This is a genomic window from Leisingera thetidis, from assembly GCF_025857195.1.
Taxonomy (GTDB): Bacteria; Pseudomonadota; Alphaproteobacteria; order Rhodobacterales; family Rhodobacteraceae; genus Leisingera; species Leisingera thetidis.
In genome coordinates this window covers 177,199-200,625 of record NZ_CP109788.1, presented here as the reverse complement: position 1 = coordinate 200,625, position 23,427 = coordinate 177,199, and the positions used below count along the sequence as shown (strand labels likewise).

The following is a 23,427-nucleotide window of genomic DNA, read 5'->3' as shown; positions in this document are numbered from 1 at the left end:
TCCGCCCCGCGCCACGCCCCGCGCCCCGCCAACCGACAATCACTGAATGAAAGGATGTGCCAACATGCCAGGCGCAAATGGGTATTCCATTCTGTTTGAACCGGTGAAGATCGGTCCCGTCACCGCCCGCAACCGGTTTTACCAGGTGCCCCATTGCAACGGCATGGGCCATGTGCGTCCGCAGGCCGAAGCCGCGATGCGCGGCATGAAGGCCGAAGGCGGCTGGGCCGTGGTTTCGACCCAGGAGACCGAAATCCACCCGACCTCCGACCTGGGGCCTTATGCGGAAAACCGCCTGTGGGACGAACACGACATTCCCGCCCTGCGGCTGATGACGCAGCAGGTGAATGACCACGGTGCGCTGGCCGCGATCCAGGTGGCCCACAACGGCCACCATGCCACCAACCACCTGACCCGGGCGCCGGTGCTGGCGCCCTCGGACGGGCCGATCGACACGGTGTTTCCGAAACAGGCCCGCGCCATGGACAAGCAGGACATCCGCAACCTGCGCCGCTGGCACCGCGCCGCCGCCCGCCGCGCCAAGGAGGCCGGCTTTGACATCGTCTATGTCTACGCCGGCCACCAGATGACCCTGGCGCAGCACTTCCTGCTGCCGCAGTTCAACAGCCGCAGCGACGAATACGGCGGCTCTCTGGAAAACCGCGTCCGCCTGACCCGTGAACTGTTGGAGGAAACCCGCGAGGAGCTCGACGGGCATTGCGCCGTCGCCTTCCGCTTTGCGGTCGACCAAATGATGGGCGCGGACGGCATGCAGGCGCATGAGGAAGGCCGGGCGGTGGTCGAGATGCTGGCCGAACTGCCGGACCTATGGGACGTGAACGTCTCGGACTGGAGCAACGACAGCCAGACCACCCGCTTCCAGCCGCAGGACGGTTTTCAGGTTCCGTACATCGATTTCGTCAAGCAGGTGACATCGAAACCGGTGGTCGGGGTCGGGCGCTTCACCTCGCCGGACCTGATGGCTTCGCTGGTCAGCAAGGGCGTGCTGGACCTGATCGGCGCCGCCCGCCCCTCCATCGCCGACCCGTTCCTGCCCAGGAAAATCGAGGCCGGCCGCATCGAGGAGATCCGCGAATGCATCGGCTGCAACATCTGCGTGTCAGCTGACAATCTCGGCGTGCCGATCCGCTGCACCCAGAACCCGACCATGGGCGAGGAATGGCGCCGCGGCTGGCATCCGGAGAAGATCGCGCCCAAGGGTAAGGAAACCAGTGCCTTGGTGGTCGGTTCCGGCCCGGCGGGCCTGGAATGCGCGCTGCAGCTCTCCAACCGCGGCTATGACGTGACCCTGGCCGAGGCCGCGCCTGAATTCGGCGGCCGCGCCCTGCGCGAGTCCCGCCTGTCCGGGCTGGCCGCCTGGAAACGGGTCGCCGACAACCGGCTTTGGCAGCTGCAGCAGCGCGCCAATGTGCAGATGTTCACGGACAGCCCGATGAACGCCGCCGAGGTGGCGGACCTGGAAATCCCCAATGTCTTCATCGCCACCGGCAGCCGCTGGCTGCGCGATGGCAGCGGCCGCTCCAACCGGGCGCCGCTTGCGCTGGAGGGCCTGCCCGTCTTCACCCCGGACGACATCATGGCGGGCAAGCTGCCGCCCGCGGACGGCCCGGTGCTGATCTATGACGATGACCAAGCCTATATCGGCGGTGTGCTGGCGCACCATCTGGCGGCTGCCGGGCGCAAGGTCATCCTGGCCACTCCCGGCGCCGTGGTCTCGGCCTTTACCGAGCTGACGCTGGAACAGGCCCGGGTACAGGCTAGCCTGATCGAGGCCGGGGTGGAGATCATTCCGCTGCATCTGCTGCACTCCGCGGATGCCGATGGCGCCACCCTGGCCTGTGCCTATACCGGGCGGCCGCGCGCGGCCGCCTGCGCCAGTCTGCTGATGGTGACTGCCCGCCGGCGCGAGACCGCGCTTTACGATGCTCTGAAGGCAGATCATGCGGACCGCTTCACCACGCTGGAGCTGCTTGGCGATGCCGCCGCCCCGGGGCTGATTGCCGATGCGGTCTTTGCCGGCCACATGGCGGCGCGCAACTTCGAACGCGACCCGGCGGCGGCGGACGCGGACTGGTTCCGCCGCGAACTGATCTCTCTGAACGGAATGGGAGGCGAATGATGCCCAAAGATGACCTGCAAGTGATGCGCGATCTGATGGAAGGCTACCAGGAAGGCTTTGCGCTGGACCGGCATTTCTATACGTCCCAGGCGGTCTATGACCACGACATCAAGGCGTTTTGGAACCGCAACTGGATCTGGGCCGGCCACGTCAGCCAGGTTGCGGAGCCCGGCGACTATTTCCTGTTCGACTACGGCCCGGAATCGGTGATCGTGGTGCGCGACCGCGAGGGAGCGGTGCGCGCGCATCTGAATGTCTGCCGCCACCGCGGCTCCCGCGTCTGCCTGGAACAGCAGGGCGCAGCGCGGGTGTTCTCCTGCCCCTACCACGCCTGGACCTTCGGATTGGACGGGCGCCTGCGCGGCGGCCGCGCCATGGGGCCGGACTTCGACCCGTCTGAGTACGGGCTGTTCCCGGTGCAGGTGCAGATCTTTCAGGGGCTGATCTTCATCTGCGCCGATGAAAACCCGCCGCCGCTGGCCGAAAGCCTGGCGCAGCTGGCGCCGCTGTCGGCGCCGCTGCAGCTGGAAAACCTGAAACTGGCGCACCAGGCCTCCTACCCTGTCGCCGCCAATTGGAAGCTGGCGCTGGAGAATTACCTGGAGTGCTACCACTGCGCACCGTCGCATCAGGAGTTTTCCCGCAGCCATTCGCTGAAGGACCCGGCGGATGTGGAGAAATACGGCGACGATCTGCGCGCGCGCTCCGCTGCCATCGGCCTGCCCGGCGGTGAACTGGACCTGACCGGCGCCAATGCGCCCGCGCCCGGCGCCGATGTCTACTGGCGCCGCTATCCGCTGTTTCCCGGCTACGGGACCGGCAGCAGGGATGGCAAACCGCTGGCCCCGGCGCTGGGGCAGCTGACCGGGATGGACGGCGGTGCCACCGATCTCACCATCGGCACGCTCAGCTATTTCCTGATCTACGCCGACCATGTGGTGGGTTACCGTTTTGTGCCGCGCGGCCTGCAGGAAACCGACATTCAGATTGTCTGGTATGTGCGCGGCAATGCGGAAGAGGGGCGCGATTACGACAAGGAGGCGCTGACCTGGCTGTGGCACGTCACCTCGCTCGATGACGAGCGGATCATCCGCCACAACCAGGAGGGGGTAAACTCGCACCGCTTCGTGCCCGGTCCGCTGTCGGAAATGGAATGGGGCATCCCGGGCTTCTATCACAGCTATTTAAGCATGATCTGACCCAGGAAAAACCGCCCCGGAGAATGCTGCCGGGGCGGGCACGCTGCCGCTACTGCACCACCGGCTGCTGCGCCAGCTCCAGATGCAGCTCGGTGCCGGTATAGGGGCTGGCGGCAATTGCCGCATCGTCCAGCTCCACCCCCAGACCCGGTTCGGTGGAGGGGATCACATAGCCCTCTTCCCAGCTGATCGAGGATTTGAGGCAGGACATGTACGGACCCTCAAAGGTGCCGATCGATTCCAGAATCAGGAAGTTCGGGCTGCAGGTCGCAATCTGGATATTCGCCGCCGCCACCACCGGCCCGCAGTACAAATGCGGCGCGATCTGGGCCTGCCGGGTTTCGGCCATGCTGGCGATCTTCTTGGCCTCCAAGAGGCCCCCGACCCGCCCCAGATCCATCTGCAGGATCGAGGCCGCGCCGGCCTCCAGCACGCGCGCGAATTCATGTTTGGTGCACAGCCGCTCGCCGGTCGAGATCGGCACCGAGGTGAACCGCGCCACCTCCGCCATGTCGGCGGGGTTTTCCGGCGGTACCGGCTCCTCGAACCACAACGGCTCATAGGGTTCCAGCCGCCGCGCCATCCGCTTGGCGCCGGAGACGGTGAACTGGCCGTGGGTACCGAACAAGAGGTCGGCGCGGGTGCCGACCGCCTCGCGGATGCGTTTGACGAACAGCTCGCTGCGCTCCAGGTCCTGCATCCGCGGCTGGTGCCCGTCATAGATCGTATAGGGGCCTGCGGGGTCGAATTTCACCGCGGTAAAGCCCTGCTCCACCCGCTGCAGGGCAACCTCGGCGGCGATGTCCGGGTCATTGTAGACGTTGGGCGTGTCCGGGTCCGGATACACATCCCCCTCCGGCGGGTAGAGATAGGTATAGCTGCGCAGCCGCTCATGCACCTGGCCGCCCATCAGCTCATACACCGGCTTGCCCGCGGCCTTGCCGATGATGTCCCAGCAGGCCATCTCCAGACCGCTGAGCACTCCCATGACGGTCACATCGGGCCGCAGCGTGTAGCCGGCGCCATAGGATTTGCGCCACAGTTTTTCGATATGATGCGGATCGCAGCCCGCAAACTGGCGGGCAAACATCTCCTGAGCCATCGCGCAGCACAAGTCCGGGCCGAAGGTCGCGTTATAGATCTCCCCGACCCCGCTGATGCCGCAGACGGTGGTGAGGCGCACAAAGATGAAGTAGCGGCCGCCGTGGCGCGGCGGCGGATTGCCGAACACAAAGGTTTCGATCTTGTCGAGTTTCATCCGCTGTTTCCCTGTCATTCAGCCGCCAAGGGCCTGTTTTCATTGTCTTCCAGAACCAGCTCCGCGCCGCGTGCCGCCAGCATCATGGTGGGTGCATTGGTGTTGCCCGAGGTCACATTCGGAAAGGACGAGGCGTCGATCACCCGCAGGCCCGCCACCCCATGCACCCGAAGCCGCGCATCCAGCACCGAGTCCGCCGCGTCATGGCCCATCCGGCAGGTGCAGGAGGCATGGAACACGGTTCCGGCGCGGGTGCGGAAGTTCTCCAGCAGTGCTTCGTCGTCCATCCCGATGATATCCGGCGCCCGGCGTTCGCGTGTGACGCTTGTGATGGCAGGTGTGGACGCCAGCGCCTGCAGAAGGCGGCCGGCCCGCACCGCGGTGGCCTTGTCCTCCTCCGTCGCCAGCGAATTCGGCGCGATCAGCGGTGCCTGCACCGGGTCGGCGGATTGGATGGCGATCTGCCCCCGGCTGGTCGGCCGGCTCGGCTGCACGCACAAGAGGAAGCCGTTGTCCCGGTCAATCTGCGGCTTGCCCGAGGGGCGCGTGGAATAGGACGCCGGGTTGCAATAGACCTGCACGTCCGGCAGCGCGGCGCCCTGGGTGCGGACAAAGCCGCTGCATTGGTTGACAGGCACGCTCAAGGGGCCGCGGCGGGTCAGCACATACTGCAGCCCGGCCCGCATCTGCCCGGCGAGGCTGCCCAGCCGGTCGTTCAGCGTCGCCGTATTTGCCCAGAAGAAATGCGACACCGCCAGATGGTCCTGCAGCCCCTGCCCGACCTGCGGCAGGTCATGCTTCACCGCAATGCCGTGGCGCCGCAGCAGCGCCGCCGGACCGATCCCGGACAATTGCAGCAGCTGCGGCGTGTTCACCGCACCCGCGCTCAGGATCACCTCGCGCGCCGCCAGCGCCAGTTCCGGCAGCCCCTTCGTCCGGTAGGCCACGCCGGTGGCGCGCCCGCCGGAGGTCAGCACCTTTTCCACCAGCGCACCGCTGACAACGGTCAGATTGCCGCGCGTCATCGCGGGCCGCAGGAACGCATCCGCCGAGGACCACCGCCGCCCGTCCTTCACCGTGCTGCGGACATAGCCCATGCCCTCGCCCGGCAGCGTATTGGCTCCGGCATCGGCGGCTGCGTTCATGTCCTCAAGGACCGGCCAGCCCATGTCCTGCGCCGCCGCCAGGAAATTCCTGGCAAAGGGATGCATCCGCTCGCTCAGATCCGTGACCCGCACCGGGCCGCTGCCGCGCAGGCGGCGGTTGCCGCCCTGCCACTCATCGTTGGTTTCCAGCGCCTCGTAGCTGCGCCGCACGCTGTCCCAGCCCCAGCCGGCGGCGCCGGCGGCCACCCAATCCTCGAAATCATGCGGCAGCCCGCGCACATAGGCCATCGCGTTGATCGAACTCGACCCGCCCAGAACCTTGCCCCGCGGCCAGTAAGCCTCGCGCCCGTTCAGCCCCGGATCCGGCGCCGCCGAGTAGCGCCAATTGACCGCCGGATCCGAGAAGGTGAAGCCATATCCCACCGGAATCCTGATCCAGAACCGCCGGTCGGTGCCGCCGGCCTCGATCAGCAGCACCTTGTAACGCCCGTTCTGCGTCAGCTTGTCAGCCAGCACACAGCCCGCTGAACCGGCCCCGACGATAATGAAATCAAATGTTTGCGCCATCGCCCTGCGAGTCCTTCGATCTTCCGCAACCTTGCACAGCGCCTTTGGCGTAAATCAAACAATGTGTTTTGCCCCTAAGACCAAACTCTGCTTAAAGGTATCCATGACCGATCTGCCCCACGTCACCTGGCTGAAGGCCTTTGAGGCCGCCGCGCGGCTCAGCAGCTTCTCTGCCGCGGCAGAGGAACTGGGCCTGACTCCGGCCGCCATCAGCCAGCAGATCCGGCTGCTGGAAAAACACCTGAACACCCAGCTGTTCACCCGCCTGCCCCGCGGTGTGGCGCTGACCGACACCGGCCAGGCCTATGCGCAGCCGATCCGCAAATCCTTTGACGACATGCAGCGTGCCACCACCGGCCTATTCAGCAGGAAACGCAAGCGGGTGGTGCGGCTGCGGGCAACGATCTCCTGCGCCGCGCTGGTGATCGCGCCGCAGCTCGCCCGGTTTCAGGCCGAGCACCCGGATATCTTCGTGCAGCTGTCCACCACGGTCTGGGCCAGCCGCTTTGACGAGGAAGCGCTGGATATCGACATCCGCTATGGCTCCGGCGACTGGCAGGAAAGCCAGATCCTGCATCTGGGCCATGAAAGCGCCATCCCGGTCTGCAGCCCCGCCTATGCCGCGGCCCTTGGCGGCAACCCGTCCTTCGGGGATCTGGCCAGCGCCGACGTGGTGCAGATCATCGGCTCCGAAACCGACTGGGGCCGCCTGGCCGAACTGCACGGGCAGACCTTGCAGGTTACCACAGACTGGCTCAAGGCCGATTCCTCTTTGCTAGCGCTGCAGACGGTCGCTGCAGGCCGCGGGGTGACGATGGTGCTGGAGAGTTTTGCCCGGCAATATATCGACCAGGGGCTGGTGGTCGCTCCGACCGGTTACAAACTGCCGAAACGCCGCTCCCACTACATGGTGATCAATGACCGCGCGGGACAGCGGGAGGAGGTGGCGGCCGTTTCCGCCTGGCTCACCTCGCTTTATCAGGCGCTGACCTGAAGCCTTCCAGCCGCCGGAGACCCTCCGGCAACGCCGACACTTGCGGGCCGCCGGATCTGCCCGCCGCCGCGGCAAGCCGGTCATCGGGCACGGCATCGCGCCGTGCCGGCGGATTTTCAAAACTCTGGGCCTGAAGCCCGAAATCCCGCTGTCCTCACTCTCAGGATATCCGAGAGGCACAGGATCATCGCTTTGCGGGCCGTGGCCCGCTCGACCGGCTCCGCATCCGGGGGCCGCAGATGGCCTGATCCGGCTGCGGAACCTGCAATGTTTCCCCAAGCTGTCCCCGCGTGGACAGCTTGGGGTATCCGGAAGAACAGAAACAGGGCCGCTGTTCAGATCAATGCGGTAAGCGTTTGCCCGGGCGGACACGAGCCTGTCGCTTGCGGGACGGGCAGAATTCGACGTGAATTTTGGTCTTCACATCTATCTACATTACTGTATACAATTCTGAGGACGAAGCCGGACACCGGCTCCGGTCAGTTTTCACGACGGCTTTCAGGGGGCACGCATGAAGAACACGATGAACGGCGCCGAAGCGATGGTGCGCTCTTTGGAGACGCACGGGGTCACCCATATCTTTGGCCTGTGCGGCGACACCACGCTGCCTTTCTATGACGCGATGAACCGGCTGGAGCACGGCATCACCCACGTGCTGACCCGCGACGAGCGCAGCGCCGCCTATATGGCGGACGGCTTTTCCCGCGTGACCGGCCGGGCGGGCGTCTGCGAAGGACCCTCCGGCGGCGGCGCCACCTACATCCTGCCGGGGCTGATCGAAGCCAACGAGAGCTCCTATGCGGTGCTGTCGATCACCACCGACATTTCGGTGGGGTCTTATGGCAAATACCCGCTGACCGAGGTCGATCAGGACGCGCTGATGCGGCCGCTGACCAAGTTCAACACGGTAATCAAGCGTGCCGATCACATCCCGCGCATGGTGCGCCAGGCATTCCGGGCGATGACGACCGGGCGGTCCGGCGCGGCGCATCTGGGATTGCCCTATGACATCCAGTATGACGATGTGCCGGCCAGTGACATCTGGGGCGATCCCAAGCACCAAAGCTATCCCGCCTACCGTGCAGCGCCGGAACCGGGCGCGGCCGAGGCCGCGGTCGAGGCCATCCTTACCGCCAGATCGCCGCTGATCGTCTGCGGCGGCGGGGTGGTAATCGCGCAGGCGATGGAGGAACTGGGCAGGTTGGCCGCCCGTCTCGACATTGCCGTGGGCACTTCGATCTCCGGCAAGGGGTCGCTGGCCGACACCCACCCGCAGTCGCTGGGCGTTGTCGGCTCCAACGGCGGCACAGATGAGACCTGGGAGATGATGGAGGCTGCAGATCTGGTGGTCTTCATGGGCTGCCGCGCGGGCTCCACCACCACCTCGCGCTGGGAGGCGCCGAAGCCGGGCCGGCGCATCGTGCATTTCGACAACGACCCGATGGTGATCGGCGCCAACTACCCGACCGAGGCGGGCGTGGTAGCGGACCTGAAACTGGCGCTGCAGGCGGTGAATGCCTACCTGGACAGCCGCGAAGGCGATCTGCCATCCTTTGGCGGGGCCGCCAAAGTCGCGAACATCAAGCAGCGCAAATTCGCCAAGTTCGAGGCGCTGGCGCACAGCAAGACCGATCAGATCCTGCCCGAGCAGATCATCCATGCGCTGAACCGGAACCTGCCGGACAACGCCATTGTGGTATCCGACCCCGGCACCAGCTGCCCCTACTACAATGCCTATTCGCAGCAGAAACATCCGGGCCGCCAATACATCACCAATCGCGCCCATGGGGCCTTGGGCTATGCGCTGTCGGCCTCGCTTGGCGCCTGGTTCGGCCGGCCCGGGAGCAAGGTTGTGGGCATGATGGGCGACGGTTCCTTCAACTTCACCTGCGGCGAGCTGGAGACCGTGGTGCGCTGCAACGCGCCGATCACCTATGTGGTGTTCTCCAACGCCAACTTCGGCTGGATCAAGGCCAGCCAGCGCGATGATTGCGATAAGCGTTATTATAATGTGGACTTCAACCGCACCAACCACGCGGCGGTGGCCGAGGCCTTCGGCGTCAAGACCTGGCGGGTGGAACGGCCTGAGGATCTGGACCAGGCCATCAAGGCGGCCTTTGCCCATGACGGCCCGACCCTGATCGACGTGGTCTGCCAGGCGCTGGAAGAAGCCGCCGCGCCAGTGCGCCGCTGGATGGGGTAAATACGCGCTATCCCGCTATATTGTACCGCCCGGCGGCACCGCCGGGCAGCGCCCGTCCGCCCCGTCAACCCGAAGGCTTGCCTCCGGTAAAACGGGCGGGCGCTTCCCTCAGCGTTTGGTTTCGAAACGCTCAAAACCTATTGCTCCCGATTTTCTTTTTGTCGATCGCCGGTTATCAATCCTGAACCCCCAGTTCCAGGAGAGGCGCCCCATGGACAAACCCACAGCCCCCAAAGCCGGAGCCATGCTGCACCTGCGCGGCAACACGCTGTCCGAGGGCGACCCGGTGGCGCTGCCGCTGACCCAAAGCTCGATGTATCACCTGCCGGGCGACTGGACCGGCGGCCCCTGCTATGGCCGCGCCGACAACGCCACCTGGGAGCACCTGGAGCATGTGCTGGGCTATCTGGAGGACGCCCCGGTGCTGGCCTTCCCTTCCGGCATGGCGGCGATTTCGGCATCGCTGTTTGCCACGGTCAAGGCAGGTTCGCGGATCCTGATCCCGTCGGACGGCTACTACGTCACCCGCCGCCTCAGCGAGCGCTTTTTGCAGAACCTCGGCGTCGAGGTCGAGCAGCGCCCCACTGCCGGCTTTGCCGAGGGCGGGTTTGACGGCTTTGACGTTGTTTTTGCGGAAACCCCTTCCAATCCGGGCCTGGACCTTTGCGACCTGCGCGCGATTGCCGATGGGGTGCATGCGGCGGGCGGGCTGCTGATCGTCGACAACACCACCATGACCCCGCTGGGCCAGCGCCCGCTGGAGCTGGGTGCGGATGTGGTGGTGGCCTCCGACACCAAGGCGCCGGGCGGCCATTCGGACGTGCTGATGGGGCATCTGGCCACGCGCAACAACGGCGTGCTGCAGGCCGCGCGCGAGTGGCGCCAGTTCGGCGGCGGCATCCCCGGCCCGCAGGAGGCCTGGCTGGCGCATCGGGGCCTGGAGACCCTGGAGGTCCGGTTCGACCGGATGTGCAGCACGGCCGAGGTGCTGGCGGAGCGGTTGGCCGCGCATCCGCTGGTGCAGGCAATCCGGTTTCCGGGGCTGGCCTCGGACCCTTCGCACAGCCTCGCCAAACTGCAGATGTCGCGGTTCGGCTTCCTGATCTCGATCACTCTGGACGGCGCAGAGCAGGCAGATGCTTTCATCAACAAATGCCCGCTGGTCCGTGCCGCGACATCGTTTGGCGGGGTGCATACGTCTGCCGAACGCCGCGCCCGCTGGGGTGATGCGGTGGCGCCGGGATTTGTGCGCATCTCGGTTGGGACGGAGCCAGCAGAAGAGCTGTGGAGCGCCATGGCCGCCTCGCTGGAGGCGCTTGGCGGCTAGGGTTTCGGCTCTCCGTTTTGCCTGCCGCGCAAACGGCAGGCGCGGGCCCGCGCCCACCCCGGACGACAGCTGGGCAAACCGCCCTATCAGATTGAACGTCGCAGGTCTTAGGACCTGTTGCCGCCAGCAGACTCCGCCAGGATCAGCTGAACATTCTGCCGCCAGGCTTCGACAAAGCTGGCCGCCAACTGCGACAGCGGACGTTCGCTGGGGGTCAGGATGGAATAGCCGAAGGGGATCTCCGGCTGGAACGGCAGAAACCGGATCCGCTCTTCGCCCGCGTTGCTGCGGCGGTAGCTTGCGGCACTCAGCACATCGACCACCGCGCAGGCCTGGCCGGCCGCGATGAAGTGGAACAGCGGCAGGAAATACTGCGCGTCATAGCGCAGGTTGAATTCGGCCTCTGCGGCCAGAAACGCCTGCGAAGTGGCCTGATAGGTGTTGTGGTCCGGCTGCAGCGCCCCCATCGGCAAACCGTTCAAATCCCCGGCGGTGACCACCGCGCGCCGTGCCAGCGGATGGCTGACCGGCACCGCGCAGAGGCAATTGCTGGGCAGCTCCTCTGCCGTATACAGCCTGCGGTCACCGCGGAACCGGGTCATGTCGCAGAAGCCGATGTCGAAACTGCCCGCCGCCACCAGGCTGCGCACCTGCGGCGACGACCGCGTGGCCAGCGTCACCCGCACCTCGGGCTTTTCGGCGACAAAGCGGCTGATGAACTCCGGCAGCAGAAAGGTCGACGGCCCCGGCATTGCCACGATGCGGATCGAGCCCTGCACCCGGTCGCGCATATTGGCCAGGTTCTGCTGCGCGGTCTCCATCCGCGACAGGATCTCGGTCGCCTCCTCCATCAGATACTGGGCTTCAGGCACCGGCACCAATCGGCGTCCTTCACGCAGGAACAGGGTCAGGCCCAGCTCCTCCTCCAGCGTCTTGATGGCGGCGCTGATGGCAGGCTGTGTACGGTGCAGGTTGCGTGCCGCCTGGCTGACGGAGCCGGTCTTCATGACCTCATGAAAGACCGCAAGCTGGTGAGAGTTCATTTTCGGGCTCCCGGCGCAAAGCCATCATAAATTTGATCTATACGTACCGTATAATTTTAAATTTGTTCTTATGTTTTTCCTTCCCCATGATGCAAGCATCGGAGGAGAGAGCTGCGGGGCAACGCCGCAGTCGGCAAATCAAGGGAAGAGATAATGGGACTTTTCAAGAAACTGACCGGGGCCGCCTTGGCCTGCACCATGCTGACCGGCGCGGCGGCGGCGCAGGACATGACCTTTTTCCGCATCGGCACCGGCGGCGCGGGCGGCACCTATTTCCCGATCGGCGGCATCATTGCCAACGCGATTTCCAACCCGCCGGGCTCGCGCGCCTGCGACGAGGGCGGCAACTGCGGCGTGCCCGGCCTGGTGGCGATGGCGCAATCCACCAATGCCTCGGCCCATAATGTGAACGCGATCCAGGCGGGCCAGATGGAAGCGGGCCTGTCCGGCGCCGCCACGCTGCACTTCGCCTATCACGGTACCGGCAAGTTCGAGGGCAACGCCAAGCCGGACCTGCGGGTGATCGCCAACCTGTTCCCGGAGGACCTGCACCTGGTGCTGCCCGAGGGCCACAAGCTGGAAGGACTGGCGGACCTGAAGGGCAAGCGTGTCGGCATCGCCCAAGCGGGGTCCGGCACCCAGATCGCGGTGGAGCTGATTCTGGCGGACCACGGCGTCAACCGCAGCAACATGGATGAGGCCGAGCTGAACAACGCCCAATCCGCCGAGCGTATCGCCGACGGCCAGCTGGACGCCTATTTCTATGCCGCAGGCACGCCCGTCGCGGCGATGATCCAGCTCGACAACACCAAGGGGATGGAGCTGCACAACTGGTCGGCGGAAGAGGTCAAACAGGCCAATACCACCGTGCCCTACTACATCCCCTCGACCATTCCGGCGGGCACCTATCCGGGTGTGGATTATGACGTGAACACCGTGGCGGTTTCCGGCATGCTGGTCACCAATGCCAACATGGACGAAGAGCTGATCTATCAGATCACCAAGGCGATGTGGTCGGATACCGCCCGCAAACTGCTCGACAACGGCCACCCCAAGGGCAAGGCGATCACCCTGGAAACCGCGCTGGATGGCGTCGAGGGAATCGGCGTGCCGCTGCATCCGGGGGCCGAGCGCTTCTACCGCGAAGCCGGCCTGCTGAAGTAATTCCTCCCCTGAACTGCGGCAGCAGAGTGCGCTTTGCTGCCGCCTTTTGTTTCCCGGCGCCCCTGTCCGCAGCACGGATCAACGGCGCGCGCCGGCTAGGCCCCCGGACTGGAGACCCCGATGTCCCTGGACACCCATCTCGACACCAAGGCGCTGGAGGAGCTGGAGAAGCAATACGACTCCGCCCTGAACACGCGCGACAACGGACCCAAGCTGACGCGGTTCATCTATTGGGCCAGCATTGCCTTTGCCCTTTACCACCTGTGGACGGCCGGTTTCGGCACGCCGGTGGACCATACGCATATGGGCATTCACCTCGCGGGCCTGTTCCTGTTCATCTTTGTGGGCTTTCCGCTGATCAAATCCGCCCGCAGCCTGGAATGGCGCGGCCCCAACCCGCTGCGCCCCGGCAATGTGCCGCTCTATGACTGGGCGCTGGCCGGCCTCGGCATGGCGGCGGCACTGTTCCTCTGGGTCAGCTGGCGCGGGTTCGGCATGTTCGGGTTCGACATCGCGGAACAGGCGCTGCGGCAGGGCAATCCCTCCAGCCTCGATGTGTTCTTTGGCTCGGTTTTGATCCTGACAGTGCTGGAGATCGCGCGCCGCACAATCGGCTTTGTGCTGCCGCTGATCATTCTGGTGTTCATGATCTACGCGCTGTTCGGCCCCTATATGCCCGCGCAGATCCTCAAGCATCCCGGCGTCAACTGGCAGCAGTTCGTCAACAACATGTACTTCCCGTCCGAGGGCATTTTCGGCGTGACGCTGTGGGTGGTCTCCACCGTGGTGTTTCATTTCGTGCTGTTCGGCGTGGTGGCGCAGCGGATGGGGCTGGGGCAGTTCTTTGTCGACAACGCGATGATCATGGCAGGTCGCTACACCGGCGGGCCGGCCAAGGTGTCGGTGGTGTCGTCGGCCTTCTTCGGCACCATTTCCGGGTCCTCCATCGCCAACACGGTCTCCACCGGCTCGCTGACCATCCCCAACATGAAGAAGATGGGCTACCCCGGCCATTTCGCGGGCGGGGTTGAGGCCGCGGCCTCGGCGGGCGGACAGATCACCCCGCCAATCATGGGGGCGGCGTCCTTCCTGATGGCCGAGTATCTGGAGGTCCCCTACACCACCATCGTAATTGCGGCGATTGTGCCTGCGATGATGCATTACATCGGGGTGATCTCGATTGTGCATTTCACCGCGAAGAAGCTGGGCCTGACCGCCTACCCCAAGGATCAGCTGCCCAAGTTCCTGGCCGTGTGGAAAGAGGGCTGGTACACCATCATTCCGCTGATCGCGCTGCTTCTGGTGCTGTTCTCGGGCTATTCGCCGAATATGGCGGCCTTCATCGGCCTCAGCCTCTGTGTGGTGGTGGGCTTCTGCGCCTTCAACAAGCCCGCAACCATGGTGATCCCGCTAGCCTTGCTCGGGTTCATCTTCTGGAAGGCGTCGCCTTATTCCGGCGAGGGCTACACACCGGTGATGGCCGGGATGCTGGCCGCGCTGACGCTAGTGGGCTGTCTGCACCGCAATGAACGCCAGAACTTCCGCGACCTTTTCGACAGTTTCCACGTCGGTGTGCAATACGCGCTGGCGGTGGGTGCGGCGTCCGCTGCGGTGGGCATTGTGGTCGGTGTGATCAACACCACCGGCGTCGGCTTCCGCCTCGGCTTCATGGTCACCGGCGGTGCGGCGGATATGGCGGCAGCGATTGCGCCGCTGCTGGACTGGACCTCGATCGAGGCGTTCAGCCAGCCGTCGATCCAGCAGTTCCTGTCGCTGGTGCTGATCGCCATGGCCTGCATCCTGATGGGGGCCGGCCTGCCGACCACCGCGCTCTATATCATGCTGGTGGCGGTTGCGACACCTGCCCTCAGCCAGCTGGGCGTGCCGCCGCTCGCCACCCATATGTTCGTGCTCTACTACGGTGTGATTTCCGAGATCACCCCGCCGGTCTGCGCCTCGGCCTATGCGGCGGCGGGGATTGCGGGCTCCAACCCGTTCCGCACCGGGTTGAACGCGTTCACCCTGGGGCTGGGCAAGCTGATGGTGCCGATGGTGTTTGTCTACGCGCCCACCATGCTGATCGTGCTGCCGGAGCACTTCACACTGCTGAGCTTCACTCAGGTCACGGTCACCTGCGCCGCTGGCGTCTTTGCCATCGCCACGGCTGTCTCGGCCTACTTCCTGGCGCCGCTCAACGGCATCTGGCGGCTGCTGATGGCCATCGCAGGTCTGCTGCTGGTGGCGCCCTCCGGCGGTTCTGACATCGCCGCGCTGGCGGTGATGGCGCCGGTGCTGGTGCAACAGCTGGGCCAGCAGCGCAAACTTCAGACCGAGGCCGCGCAATGAGCGGCCCCGCCTCCCCCGATGTGCCTGGCTCCCCCGATGTAACAGTCCTGGGCGCCGGGATCGTCGGCATCTGCTCGGCCCTTTCGCTGGCCGAACGGGGCCTCAGGGTCCGGCTCATCGACCGCGGCGCGCCGGGCCAGGCGACCTCTTACGGCAATGCCGGCATCATTTCCCCCTGGTCGGTGGTGCCGCAGTCGATGCCGGGCCTTTGGAAGAAAGTGCCGGGCTGGCTGCTGGACCCGCTGGGGCCGTTGACGGTAAAGCCCGCCTACCTGCCGAAACTCGCACCCTGGGGCCTGCGGTTCCTGTCGGAAGGGCGCGCGGGGCGGATCCAGCAGATCTCCGGCGCGATGGACACCCTGAACCGCAACTGCGTCGAGCTGTACCGCCAGTATCTGGCAGGCACCGGGCATGAGGATCTGGTGCAGGACAGCTGTTACGTCCATGCCTTCCGCAATGCGGACGCCGCCGATCTGAATTCGGTTGATTACCGGATGCGCGGCGGCCGCGGCGCCGACATGGAGCGCATTGGCGCAGCGGAGCTGCGCGATCTGGAACCGGCGCTGACGCCGGAGTTCCAGGCCGCGATCCTGATCAAGGGCCAAGCGCGCGCATTATCGCCCGGCCGGATCGGAACGGTTCTGGCCGAAAAGTTCCAGTCCATGGGGGGCGAGATCCTGACCCGGACCGTACGGGCCATACTGCCATCAGAGACCGGCGGCTGGACCTATACCACCGATGCGGGCCAGGAGTGGACGCCCAAGCTGGTCTTGGCGATGGGGGTCTGGTCCGGTGAGCTGCTGAAACCGCTTGGCATCAGGATCCCGATGGAATCCGAACGCGGCTACCACGTGTCGTTCCCGAGCCCGGGTGTCGCGCTCAATAACTCGATCATGGATATGGACATGAAATTCGTGGCCTCCTCGATGGAGGAAGGGCTGCGGGTGGCCGGCACCGCCGAGTTTGCGGGCCTTGACCAGCCGCTTAACCGCAAACGCCTCGACGGGCTGGTGCAGCTGGCCAAGGCACTGCTGCCGGACTTGCGGGCGGACGATATGGACACCTGGTCCGGCCAGCGCCCCAGCCTGCCCGACAGCCTGCCCTGCATCGGCGAGGTTGAGGGCTTCCCCGATCTGATCGCCGCCTTCGGCCACAGCCATTACGGGCTGATGATGGCGCCGAAAACCGGGCGGCTGGTGGCGGATATCGTCAGCGGCACACCAATGAACGAAGACCTCTCCCCCTTCCGGGCACGGCGTTACGAAAGGCTCAAGGCATGACACTCCACCCCGGCGGGCAGAACATCTGCGGCGTCTCCATCGGCGTGCTGGCGCTGGAAAGCTACTTCCCCAAACCGCCCGGCCATATCAAGAACCCCTCCAGCCTCGGCTTCACCACACTTTATGAAATGCTGGACGGGATCACCGTGCCGGAACTTCTGGCCAATCCGACGGACCAGATGAAGGACCGGCTGATCGGGGCCGCCAGGCGGCTGGAGGCCAAGGGCGTGCGGGCGATCACCGGCTCCTGCGGGTTTCTGGCGATATTCCAGAAGGAGATCGCGGCGGCGGTGAACGTGCCAGTGTTTGTTTCCTCGCTGATCCAGGTGCCTCTGGCGCATCAGATGACCGGGCGCACGGTGGGTGTGATCACCGCCTCGGCCGCCAGCCTGACCGAAGCGCATCTGCTGGGTGCGGGTGCAGAACACACGCCGATTGTGGTGCAAGGGCTGGACGAAGCAGAGGAATTCTCCGCCGTGATCCTGCGCAATGAGCGCACGGCGATGGATCTGGCCAGGGTGGAGGCAGAGCTGCTGGCCGCGGCCAAGGGCATGATCGCCCGCAACCCGGAGATCGGCCCGATCGTGCTGGAATGCACCGATCTGCCGCCTTATGCCCATGCGCTGCAGCAGGCGCTGAACCGGCCGGTGTTTGATATCATCACCTTGTCGGAGATGGTGCACCGGGCTGCATTGCGCATGCCATTTCCAGGGTTCATCACTTGAGAAATGGTTTGCCGGCGAAAGGCTGAACCGCCCGGCGCTGCCCTCATTTCAGTCTGGCAGCCACAGAGATTTCCACCCCTCAGCCCCGGAATTTTTTGCATGCTCCCGCCCGGCAACCGCCCTACTGTGGCGGCAAATTGAACTCTTTCCTGTTTGGACTTGCCATGCCCCAGATCGCCGACACTCTGCTGGACCAAATCCGCGCCCGCTTTGCACAGGTGGACACTTGCCCCGAACAGGGCAGCCGCATCTTCTTTGAAAACGCCGGCGGCGCGCTGACGCTGAACTCGGTGGTGGAAACATCGGCCCGCTATGCCGCGGTCCCCGACAACCAGGGCCGCGACAACCCCGGCAGCCATGAGCTGGTGCGGGTGATCACCAAGGCCAAGGACGACATGCGCGTGTTCATGAACGCCCCCGGCGGCCAGTTCTTTGTGGGCGAAAGCGGCACCGAGCTCTTGTTCCGCCTGATCATGAACGCCTGCCTTGGCACCGCAGCGGGCGGCACCGTGCTGGGTTCGACGCTGGAGCATCCGGCGACCCGCTCCGCCTGTGCCCGCTGGGCCGGGGTGGCGCGGCAGAAGCATGTGCTGATCCCGCATGACGATGCCGCCGGAACCATCACCGCCGAAGCCTATGCCCGGGCGGTCACCCCGGACACGGTTGTGGCGACCATCGTGCACACCTCGCCGGTCACCGGCATGGGTGTGGATCTGGCCGCCTGCGCCGCCGCCATCCGGGAAGCTGCCCCGGAGTGTTTTATCATCGCCGACGGCATCCAGCACGCCGCCCACGGGCGCATCGACCTGACGGCCTACGGTGTGGATGGCTATGTGATCTCGCCCTACAAGATGTTCTCGCGCCATGGCTATGGCCTCGCCTGGATCTCGGACCGGCTGACCCATCTGCCGCATAACGCGCTGATAGACGGGCCTGCGGACAATTGGGAAATGGGCACCCGCGACACCGGCAGCTATGCGACGCTGTCGGATGTGGCCGGTTACCTGGAATGGCTCGGCGGCGAGGTCAGCGATGCCACCGACCGGCGCGCCAAATTCGCTGCCGCGGGCGAGGCGATCCATGCCCAGGAAAAGGCCCTGACCGATGCGATGATCTTTGGCACCGGAAATCTGCCGGGCCTTGCCGAGATGGAGGGCGTCACAATCCTCGGCGGTGCCAACAACCCCGCGCGCGAGGGGCTGGTATCGCTGACCGTCGCGGGGGTTCCTTCAGTGGATGTGGTGAAACGGCTGAACGCACAGGGCATCCGCACCCATCTGCGCAAGGCGGATCATTACTCCGGCAATATCCTGGCGCCATTGGGCATGGACAGCTGCGTGCGCGTGTCCATGTGCCACTACAACAGCATCGGCGAAGTGGCAAAATTTCTGGGCGTGATGAAAGAGATCACGGGCTAGGGACTGCCAAGTTTCGGCGTCCCGCCCGCAAGGCCTTTGCTTCCCCGTTCCATCGTTTCCTGCGCCGTCCGGACGTATCACTGTATTGCACTGGGCCAGCGAACCGCTGGCCCGGCGAGGCGTGGCCGTCGCCTGCGAAAGCATGCGCATCAGGTGCCAGCGCTCCGGAACGCGGACCGCCGCCCGCCTCCGCCGCGGATGCCTCAAAGCGCAAAAACCGCCACCTGTGCGGCTTCGCCCTCGCATTGCGCCGCGCGGTACATGCCAGGCGTGTTGAATTGCAGCACCGGCGCTCCGGTGCGCGTCAGGGCGATCACCCCGCCGCGGCCATTGATCACGGGCAGTTCGGTCATCACCTTGCGCTCCACCGCATCGGCCAGAGCGACCCCGCCGTATTCGATCATGGCAGCAATATCCCGCGCCACCGTCATCCGCATGAAGGCCTCGCCGCGGCCAGTGGCCGAAACCGCGCAGCTCTTGTCATTTGCATAGGTGCCGCCGCCGATGATGCCGGAATCGCCAACCCGGCCAGGCGCCTTGTTGTTGAGCCCGCCGGTCGAGGTTGCAGCGGCCAGGGAGCCGGCCCGGTCCCGCGCCACGGCGCCCACGGTGCCGTAGCGCTTGCCGTCATGGTCCAGCGTGACGGCGCCGGAGGCGCGGGTGGCGTTGAACTGCGCCCGCCGCATCTCGGTTTCGAAATAGCCGGAGCTGATCAGCTCGAAGCCGGCGCCCGCGGCATAGCGCTCAGCCCCTGCCCCGGCAAAGACCACATGCTCTGAATGGTCGAGGATATACCGCGCCAGGCTGACCGGATTGCGGATGTGGCTGACGTTGATGACCCCGCCGGCTGCCAGGTCGCTGCCGCGCATGATCGCCGCCTCCAGTTCAAACGTGCCGTCCGAGGTCATCACGCTGCCATGGCCCGCATTGAAGCAGGGGTTGTCCTCCAGGCTGCAGACCGTGGCCTGCACCGCATCCAGGCTGGAACCGCCTGCGTCCAGCACCTCCCGGCCCGCGGCAAGCGCCGCGGCCAGCCCGGCCCGCACTTCCGCTTCGCGGGCGGCATCCATCGTTTCCCGGCGCATCACGCCGGCGCCGCCATGCAGGGCAATGGCCCAGCCTGTTTCACTCATTGCTGCTCTCCCTTGTTGCTGCTGCCCGCTTGTGTTCCCCGCGGCGCGCCCGCTCACGCTGCATGCTCCAGCCGCGGCACCGAGGCCAGCAGCCGCTTGGTGTAGTCCTGCTGCGGCCGGGCAAAGAGATCCTGCACCAGCGCCTGCTCGACCACGGCACCGTCTTTCAATACAACAACCCGGTCCGCGATTTGCTCGACCACGCCCAGATCATGGGTGATCAGCACCATGGTGAGATCGAGCTCGGCCTTCAGCGTGTCCAGCAGGTCCAGAACCTGCGCCTGGATCGAGACATCCAGCGCCGAGGTCGGTTCATCGCAGATCAGGATTTCGGGACGCAGGATCAGCGCCCGGGCGATTGCCACCCGCTGCCGCTGGCCGCCCGACATCTGGTTCGGAAAGGCGTGCAGGAAACGCGGGCTGAGCCCGGTCTGCTCCATCAGCCCGCGCACCTTCTGCTCGCGCTCGCCGCGGCTGCCGATGCCATGGATGTCCAGCGGCTGGCGGATGATCTCGCGCACCGAACGGCGCGGGTTGAGGGACGAGAACGGGTCCTGAAACACCGGCTGCACCAGCCGCGCCCGCGCTGCCGCATCCATCTTGCGCACATCGGTGCCGTTGAACAGGATCCGGCCGCCATCCGGCGCCATCAGCCCCAGCATCATCCGGGACAGCGTGGATTTACCGGAGCCGCTTTCGCCGACCAGGGCCAGGGTTTCGCCGCGGCCCACTTGCAGCGAAACATCCTGCGATGCCTTCACCTGCCGGATCGGGCCGAACAAGCCGCGGCGGACGTGGAAGGTCTTGCTGATCTTCTGCACCTCAATGGCGCTCGGGCGCTTCACCGCCTCCACGCTGCGCCCCTTTGCATGCGGGATGCTGGCCAGCAGCCGCCGGGTATAGCCGTGCTGCGGATTTTTCAGCACCTCGGCAGTAGCGCCGGTCTCGACCACGTCACCCTTCAGCATCACCACGACCTTGTCGGTGTATCGGGCAACCACGCCGAAGTCGTGCGAGATCAGCACCATTGCAATGCCGAGCCGCTGTTGCAGGTCTTTCAGCAGCTCCAGCACTTGAGCCTGAATGGTCACGTCCAGCGCGGTGGTCGGCTCGTCCGCGATCAGGAGATCCGGCTCGTTCATCAGTGCCATGGCAATCATCAGACGCTGGCGCTGGCCGCCTGAAAACTGATGCGGATACTGGCTGAACCGTTCGGCTGGGTCCGGGATGCCCACCGCGTCCATCAGTTCCAGCGCGCGCGTCCTGGCCTTGGCATGGCTGCCGCCGTGCAGGGTGACGGTTTCGGTCAGCTGGCGCCCGACAGTGTATACCGGGTTGAGCGAGGTCATCGGCTCCTGAAAGATCATCCCCGCGCGCTGGCCGCGGATATCACGGGCCAGGGCGCGGTCATTCATCTCCAGCAGATTGCGCCCGCACAGTTCCAGCCGCGCTGCGCCCGATGCCGCAGCGGGCGGCAGCAGCCCCATCACTGCCAGTGCGGTCATCGACTTGCCCGAGCCGCTTTCGCCAACGATGCCAACGGTTTCGCCCGGATGCAGGTCAAGGTTCAGCCCGTTTACTGCGGTCAGGGTGCCGCTCGGCACCGGCAGGGTCACCGTCAGATCACAGATCGAAAGAACCGGAGCTTTTGCCCCGCCCTGCGGCTGTGTATGAACGCTTGTGTTTTCCATCAGTTGCGGCCCTCCGGTGCCGTGATGTCGCGCAGCGCGTCCCCCATCAGGTTGATTGCAATCACCAGAACAAACAGCGCGGCGCCGGGGATGATCACCAGCCAGGGCTGGAAAAAGATCGCATTCTTGCCCTCGGCGATCATCAGCCCCCAGGAGGGCATCGGCGAGGGGATGCCCACGCCCAGGAAGCTGAGCGAGGCTTCGGCCAGAATGGCGCTGCCCACTTCATAGGTGAAGACAACCAGGATCCGGCTGATCAGGTTGGGCAGGATCTCGCCCCAGAGGATCGAGCGGACCGGCGCGCCAAGCGCCTGCGCCGCGGCCACGAATTCCTGCTGGCGCAGGCGCTGGGTGGCGGTGCGGCTGATCACCAAGTAAAGCCCCCAGTGCAGGAAACCGATGACCGCAATCACCACCGGCACGGAGGGACCGATCAGGAACACCAGCGCCATCGCGATCAGCAGGCTGGGCAACGCCAGCTGGCAGGACAGGATGAAGCTGATCGCCTGGTCCACCCGGCCGCCGTAGTACCCGGCCACCACCCCCAGGGTGACACCCAGGACACAGCCGATCGACGCAGCCAGGAAGCCGACCGCAAGCGAGATCCGCGCACCGTACAGCAGCCGCGCGAGATAGTCGCGGCCCAGGTGGTCGGTGCCCAGCGGATGCTCCCACCCGCCGCCGGCCCAGACCGGCGGCAACAGCCGGTCAGTCAGTACCTGGCCGGCGAAATCATAGGGCGTCAGCAGGGGCGCAAAGACGGCAGCCAGGGTGATCAGGGCCAGAACGGCGGCCCCGTAGATGAAGCCGCGGTTTCTCCGGGCCTTGGCCCGCATCGCCTGAGCGGGTGTCAGGCCTTCGATGTCGATATCGGTCGTGGTCATGTCAGTCACCCCAAACGGATCCGCGGATCCAGCCAGGCATTCAGCACATCGGCGAGGAAGGTCAGCAGCACGAAGACCAGCGCGAAGATGAACACCAGCATTTGAACGGTCGGCACATCGCCGGCCAGGATACTCTCCAGGGCAAGCCGCCCCATTCCATTGATTGCAAATACGCTTTCGGTGACAATCGAGCCGCCGAGCTTGCTGCCGAGCTGCACCGCCAGCACGCTCACCACTGGCAGGATGGCATTGCGCATCGCATGGCGGGTCAGCAGCCGGAGACCGCGGTAGCCCTTGGCCCGGGCGGTGCGGATGTAATCCGAGCCCATCACCTCCAGCAGCCCGGTGCGGGTGAGCCGCATCACCGCCGGCACCGACGACAGCCCCAGCACGCAGGCGGGCATCACGAAATGCCAGAATGTGTCCTGGCCGGAGACCGGGAACAGCGGCAGCATCACCGCAAACAGCAGAATTGCCATGATGCCGAGCCAGAAGTTCGGCACCGCCTGCGCGGCCACGGCAAGTGCCAGCGCAAACCGGTCGATGACTGTGTTGGAGTACAGCGCCGACACCACGCCGAGCGGGATTGCCACCAGGATGGTAACACCGATCGCCATCCCGGCCAGTTGCAGGGTGATCGGGAAGTGCCGCTGCACCAGCTCCACCACCGGCGTGCGCCAGAAGTAGCTGTCGCCGAAGTCGCCTGAGGCCACCCCGCCGAGCCAGCTTGCATACTGGATGTGCAGCGGCCGGTCCAAGCCCAGCTGCGCGCGGATCTGCGCGACCTGGGCGGGAAGGGCATCCTCGCCGGCCAGGGCCTCGGCCGGATCGGTGGCGTAATAGAGCAGGATGAAGGTTACCAGGCTGACGGCCAGAGCCACCGCCAGCGCCAGGATGCCTCGCTTGCAAACATAAAGCAGCATCGGCCGGTCCTTTCTAACATGGCGGC

Annotated in this window: 17 protein-coding genes; 10 read left to right on the top strand and 7 right to left on the bottom strand. The window is 65.5% G+C overall.

Going from position 1 to position 23,427, the window contains the following annotated elements; all coding sequences use genetic code 11:
* Positions 1-64 precede the first annotated feature (64 nt).
* Positions 65-2,140: an oxidoreductase gene (locus tag OKQ63_RS22000; protein ID WP_264213988.1), complete on the top strand. Its 2,076-nt coding sequence runs from the start codon at positions 65-67 to the stop codon at positions 2,138-2,140.
* Positions 2,140-3,339: an aromatic ring-hydroxylating oxygenase subunit alpha gene (locus OKQ63_RS21995; RefSeq protein ID WP_264213987.1), complete on the top strand. Its 1,200-nt coding sequence runs from the start codon at positions 2,140-2,142 to the stop codon at positions 3,337-3,339. The genes OKQ63_RS22000 and OKQ63_RS21995 overlap by 1 nt, the downstream gene beginning before the upstream one ends.
* A gap of 49 nt (positions 3,340-3,388) precedes the next feature.
* On the opposite strand, the gene OKQ63_RS21990 is transcribed toward OKQ63_RS21995, so the two are convergent.
* Together OKQ63_RS21990 and OKQ63_RS21985 are read right to left on the bottom strand one after the other, a co-directional pair.
* Entirely contained in the window at positions 3,389-4,597 is a 1,209-nt protein-coding gene (locus OKQ63_RS21990; protein ID WP_264213986.1) for a mandelate racemase/muconate lactonizing enzyme family protein, read from the bottom strand.
* Positions 4,598-4,611: 14 nt separating this feature from the next.
* Positions 4,612-6,270 (bottom strand): GMC family oxidoreductase, encoded by a 1,659-nt coding sequence (locus tag OKQ63_RS21985; protein WP_264213985.1) that lies wholly within the window; start codon positions 6,268-6,270, stop codon positions 4,612-4,614.
* A gap of 103 nt (positions 6,271-6,373) precedes the next feature.
* Here OKQ63_RS21985 and OKQ63_RS21980 point away from each other — a divergent pair, with 103 nt between their 5' ends.
* The 3 genes from OKQ63_RS21980 (at position 6,374) to OKQ63_RS21970 (ending at position 10,794) form a co-directional block, all read left to right on the top strand.
* The gene (locus OKQ63_RS21980) at positions 6,374-7,264 is read left to right on the top strand and encodes a LysR substrate-binding domain-containing protein (RefSeq protein WP_264213984.1); all 891 of its coding nucleotides are present in this window, start codon (positions 6,374-6,376) and stop codon (positions 7,262-7,264) included.
* Positions 7,265-7,775: 511 nt separating this feature from the next.
* Positions 7,776-9,467: a thiamine pyrophosphate-binding protein gene (locus tag OKQ63_RS21975; protein WP_264213983.1), complete on the top strand. Its 1,692-nt coding sequence runs from the start codon at positions 7,776-7,778 to the stop codon at positions 9,465-9,467.
* 211 nt (positions 9,468-9,678) lie between these two features.
* The gene (locus OKQ63_RS21970; protein ID WP_264213982.1) at positions 9,679-10,794 is read left to right on the top strand and encodes a cystathionine gamma-lyase; all 1,116 of its coding nucleotides are present in this window, start codon (positions 9,679-9,681) and stop codon (positions 10,792-10,794) included.
* A gap of 107 nt (positions 10,795-10,901) precedes the next feature.
* Here OKQ63_RS21970 and OKQ63_RS21965 read toward each other — a convergent pair whose 3' ends face one another.
* Positions 10,902-11,837 carry a LysR family transcriptional regulator gene (locus OKQ63_RS21965; protein ID WP_264213981.1) on the bottom strand — a complete coding sequence of 312 codons (936 nt, stop codon included), beginning with the start codon at positions 11,835-11,837 and terminating at the stop codon, positions 10,902-10,904.
* A gap of 153 nt (positions 11,838-11,990) precedes the next feature.
* Between OKQ63_RS21965 and OKQ63_RS21960 the strand changes: the two genes are divergently transcribed.
* The 5 genes from OKQ63_RS21960 to OKQ63_RS21940 all read left to right on the top strand — a co-directional run bounded on the left by OKQ63_RS21960 (position 11,991) and on the right by OKQ63_RS21940 (position 18,770).
* The gene (locus OKQ63_RS21960; protein WP_264213980.1) at positions 11,991-13,001 is read left to right on the top strand and encodes a TAXI family TRAP transporter solute-binding subunit; all 1,011 of its coding nucleotides are present in this window, start codon (positions 11,991-11,993) and stop codon (positions 12,999-13,001) included.
* A 120-nt stretch (positions 13,002-13,121) separates the two neighbouring features.
* The gene (locus OKQ63_RS21955; protein ID WP_264213979.1) at positions 13,122-15,347 is read left to right on the top strand and encodes a TRAP transporter permease; all 2,226 of its coding nucleotides are present in this window, start codon (positions 13,122-13,124) and stop codon (positions 15,345-15,347) included.
* A complete protein-coding gene (locus OKQ63_RS21950) occupies positions 15,344-16,627 on the top strand; it encodes an NAD(P)/FAD-dependent oxidoreductase (RefSeq protein ID WP_264213978.1) in 1,284 nt (427 codons plus the stop codon). Before OKQ63_RS21955 ends, OKQ63_RS21950 begins: the two co-directional genes overlap by 4 nt.
* A complete protein-coding gene (locus OKQ63_RS21945) occupies positions 16,624-17,352 on the top strand; it encodes an aspartate/glutamate racemase family protein (protein ID WP_264213977.1) in 729 nt (242 codons plus the stop codon). Before OKQ63_RS21950 ends, OKQ63_RS21945 begins: the two co-directional genes overlap by 4 nt.
* 164 nt (positions 17,353-17,516) lie before the next feature.
* Positions 17,517-18,770 (top strand): aminotransferase class V-fold PLP-dependent enzyme, encoded by a 1,254-nt coding sequence (locus tag OKQ63_RS21940; RefSeq protein WP_264213976.1) that lies wholly within the window; start codon positions 17,517-17,519, stop codon positions 18,768-18,770.
* 203 nt (positions 18,771-18,973) lie between these two features.
* Here the strand turns inward: OKQ63_RS21940 and OKQ63_RS21935 are convergent, their stop codons facing one another.
* The 4 genes from OKQ63_RS21935 to OKQ63_RS21920 are packed head-to-tail and all read right to left on the bottom strand — an operon-like array spanning position 18,974 to position 23,401.
* Positions 18,974-19,903, bottom strand: coding sequence for an isoaspartyl peptidase/L-asparaginase family protein (locus tag OKQ63_RS21935; protein ID WP_264213975.1), 930 nt, complete (start codon positions 19,901-19,903; stop codon positions 18,974-18,976).
* Between the two features lie 53 nt (positions 19,904-19,956).
* Positions 19,957-21,594 carry an ABC transporter ATP-binding protein gene (locus OKQ63_RS21930; protein ID WP_264213974.1) on the bottom strand — a complete coding sequence of 546 codons (1,638 nt, stop codon included), beginning with the start codon at positions 21,592-21,594 and terminating at the stop codon, positions 19,957-19,959.
* Entirely contained in the window at positions 21,594-22,478 is an 885-nt protein-coding gene (locus tag OKQ63_RS21925) for an ABC transporter permease (RefSeq protein ID WP_264213973.1), read from the bottom strand. The genes OKQ63_RS21930 and OKQ63_RS21925 overlap by 1 nt, the downstream gene beginning before the upstream one ends.
* 5 nt (positions 22,479-22,483) lie before the next feature.
* The gene (locus OKQ63_RS21920) at positions 22,484-23,401 is read right to left on the bottom strand and encodes an ABC transporter permease (RefSeq protein ID WP_264214260.1); all 918 of its coding nucleotides are present in this window, start codon (positions 23,399-23,401) and stop codon (positions 22,484-22,486) included.
* Between the last annotated feature and the right edge of the window lie 26 nt (positions 23,402-23,427).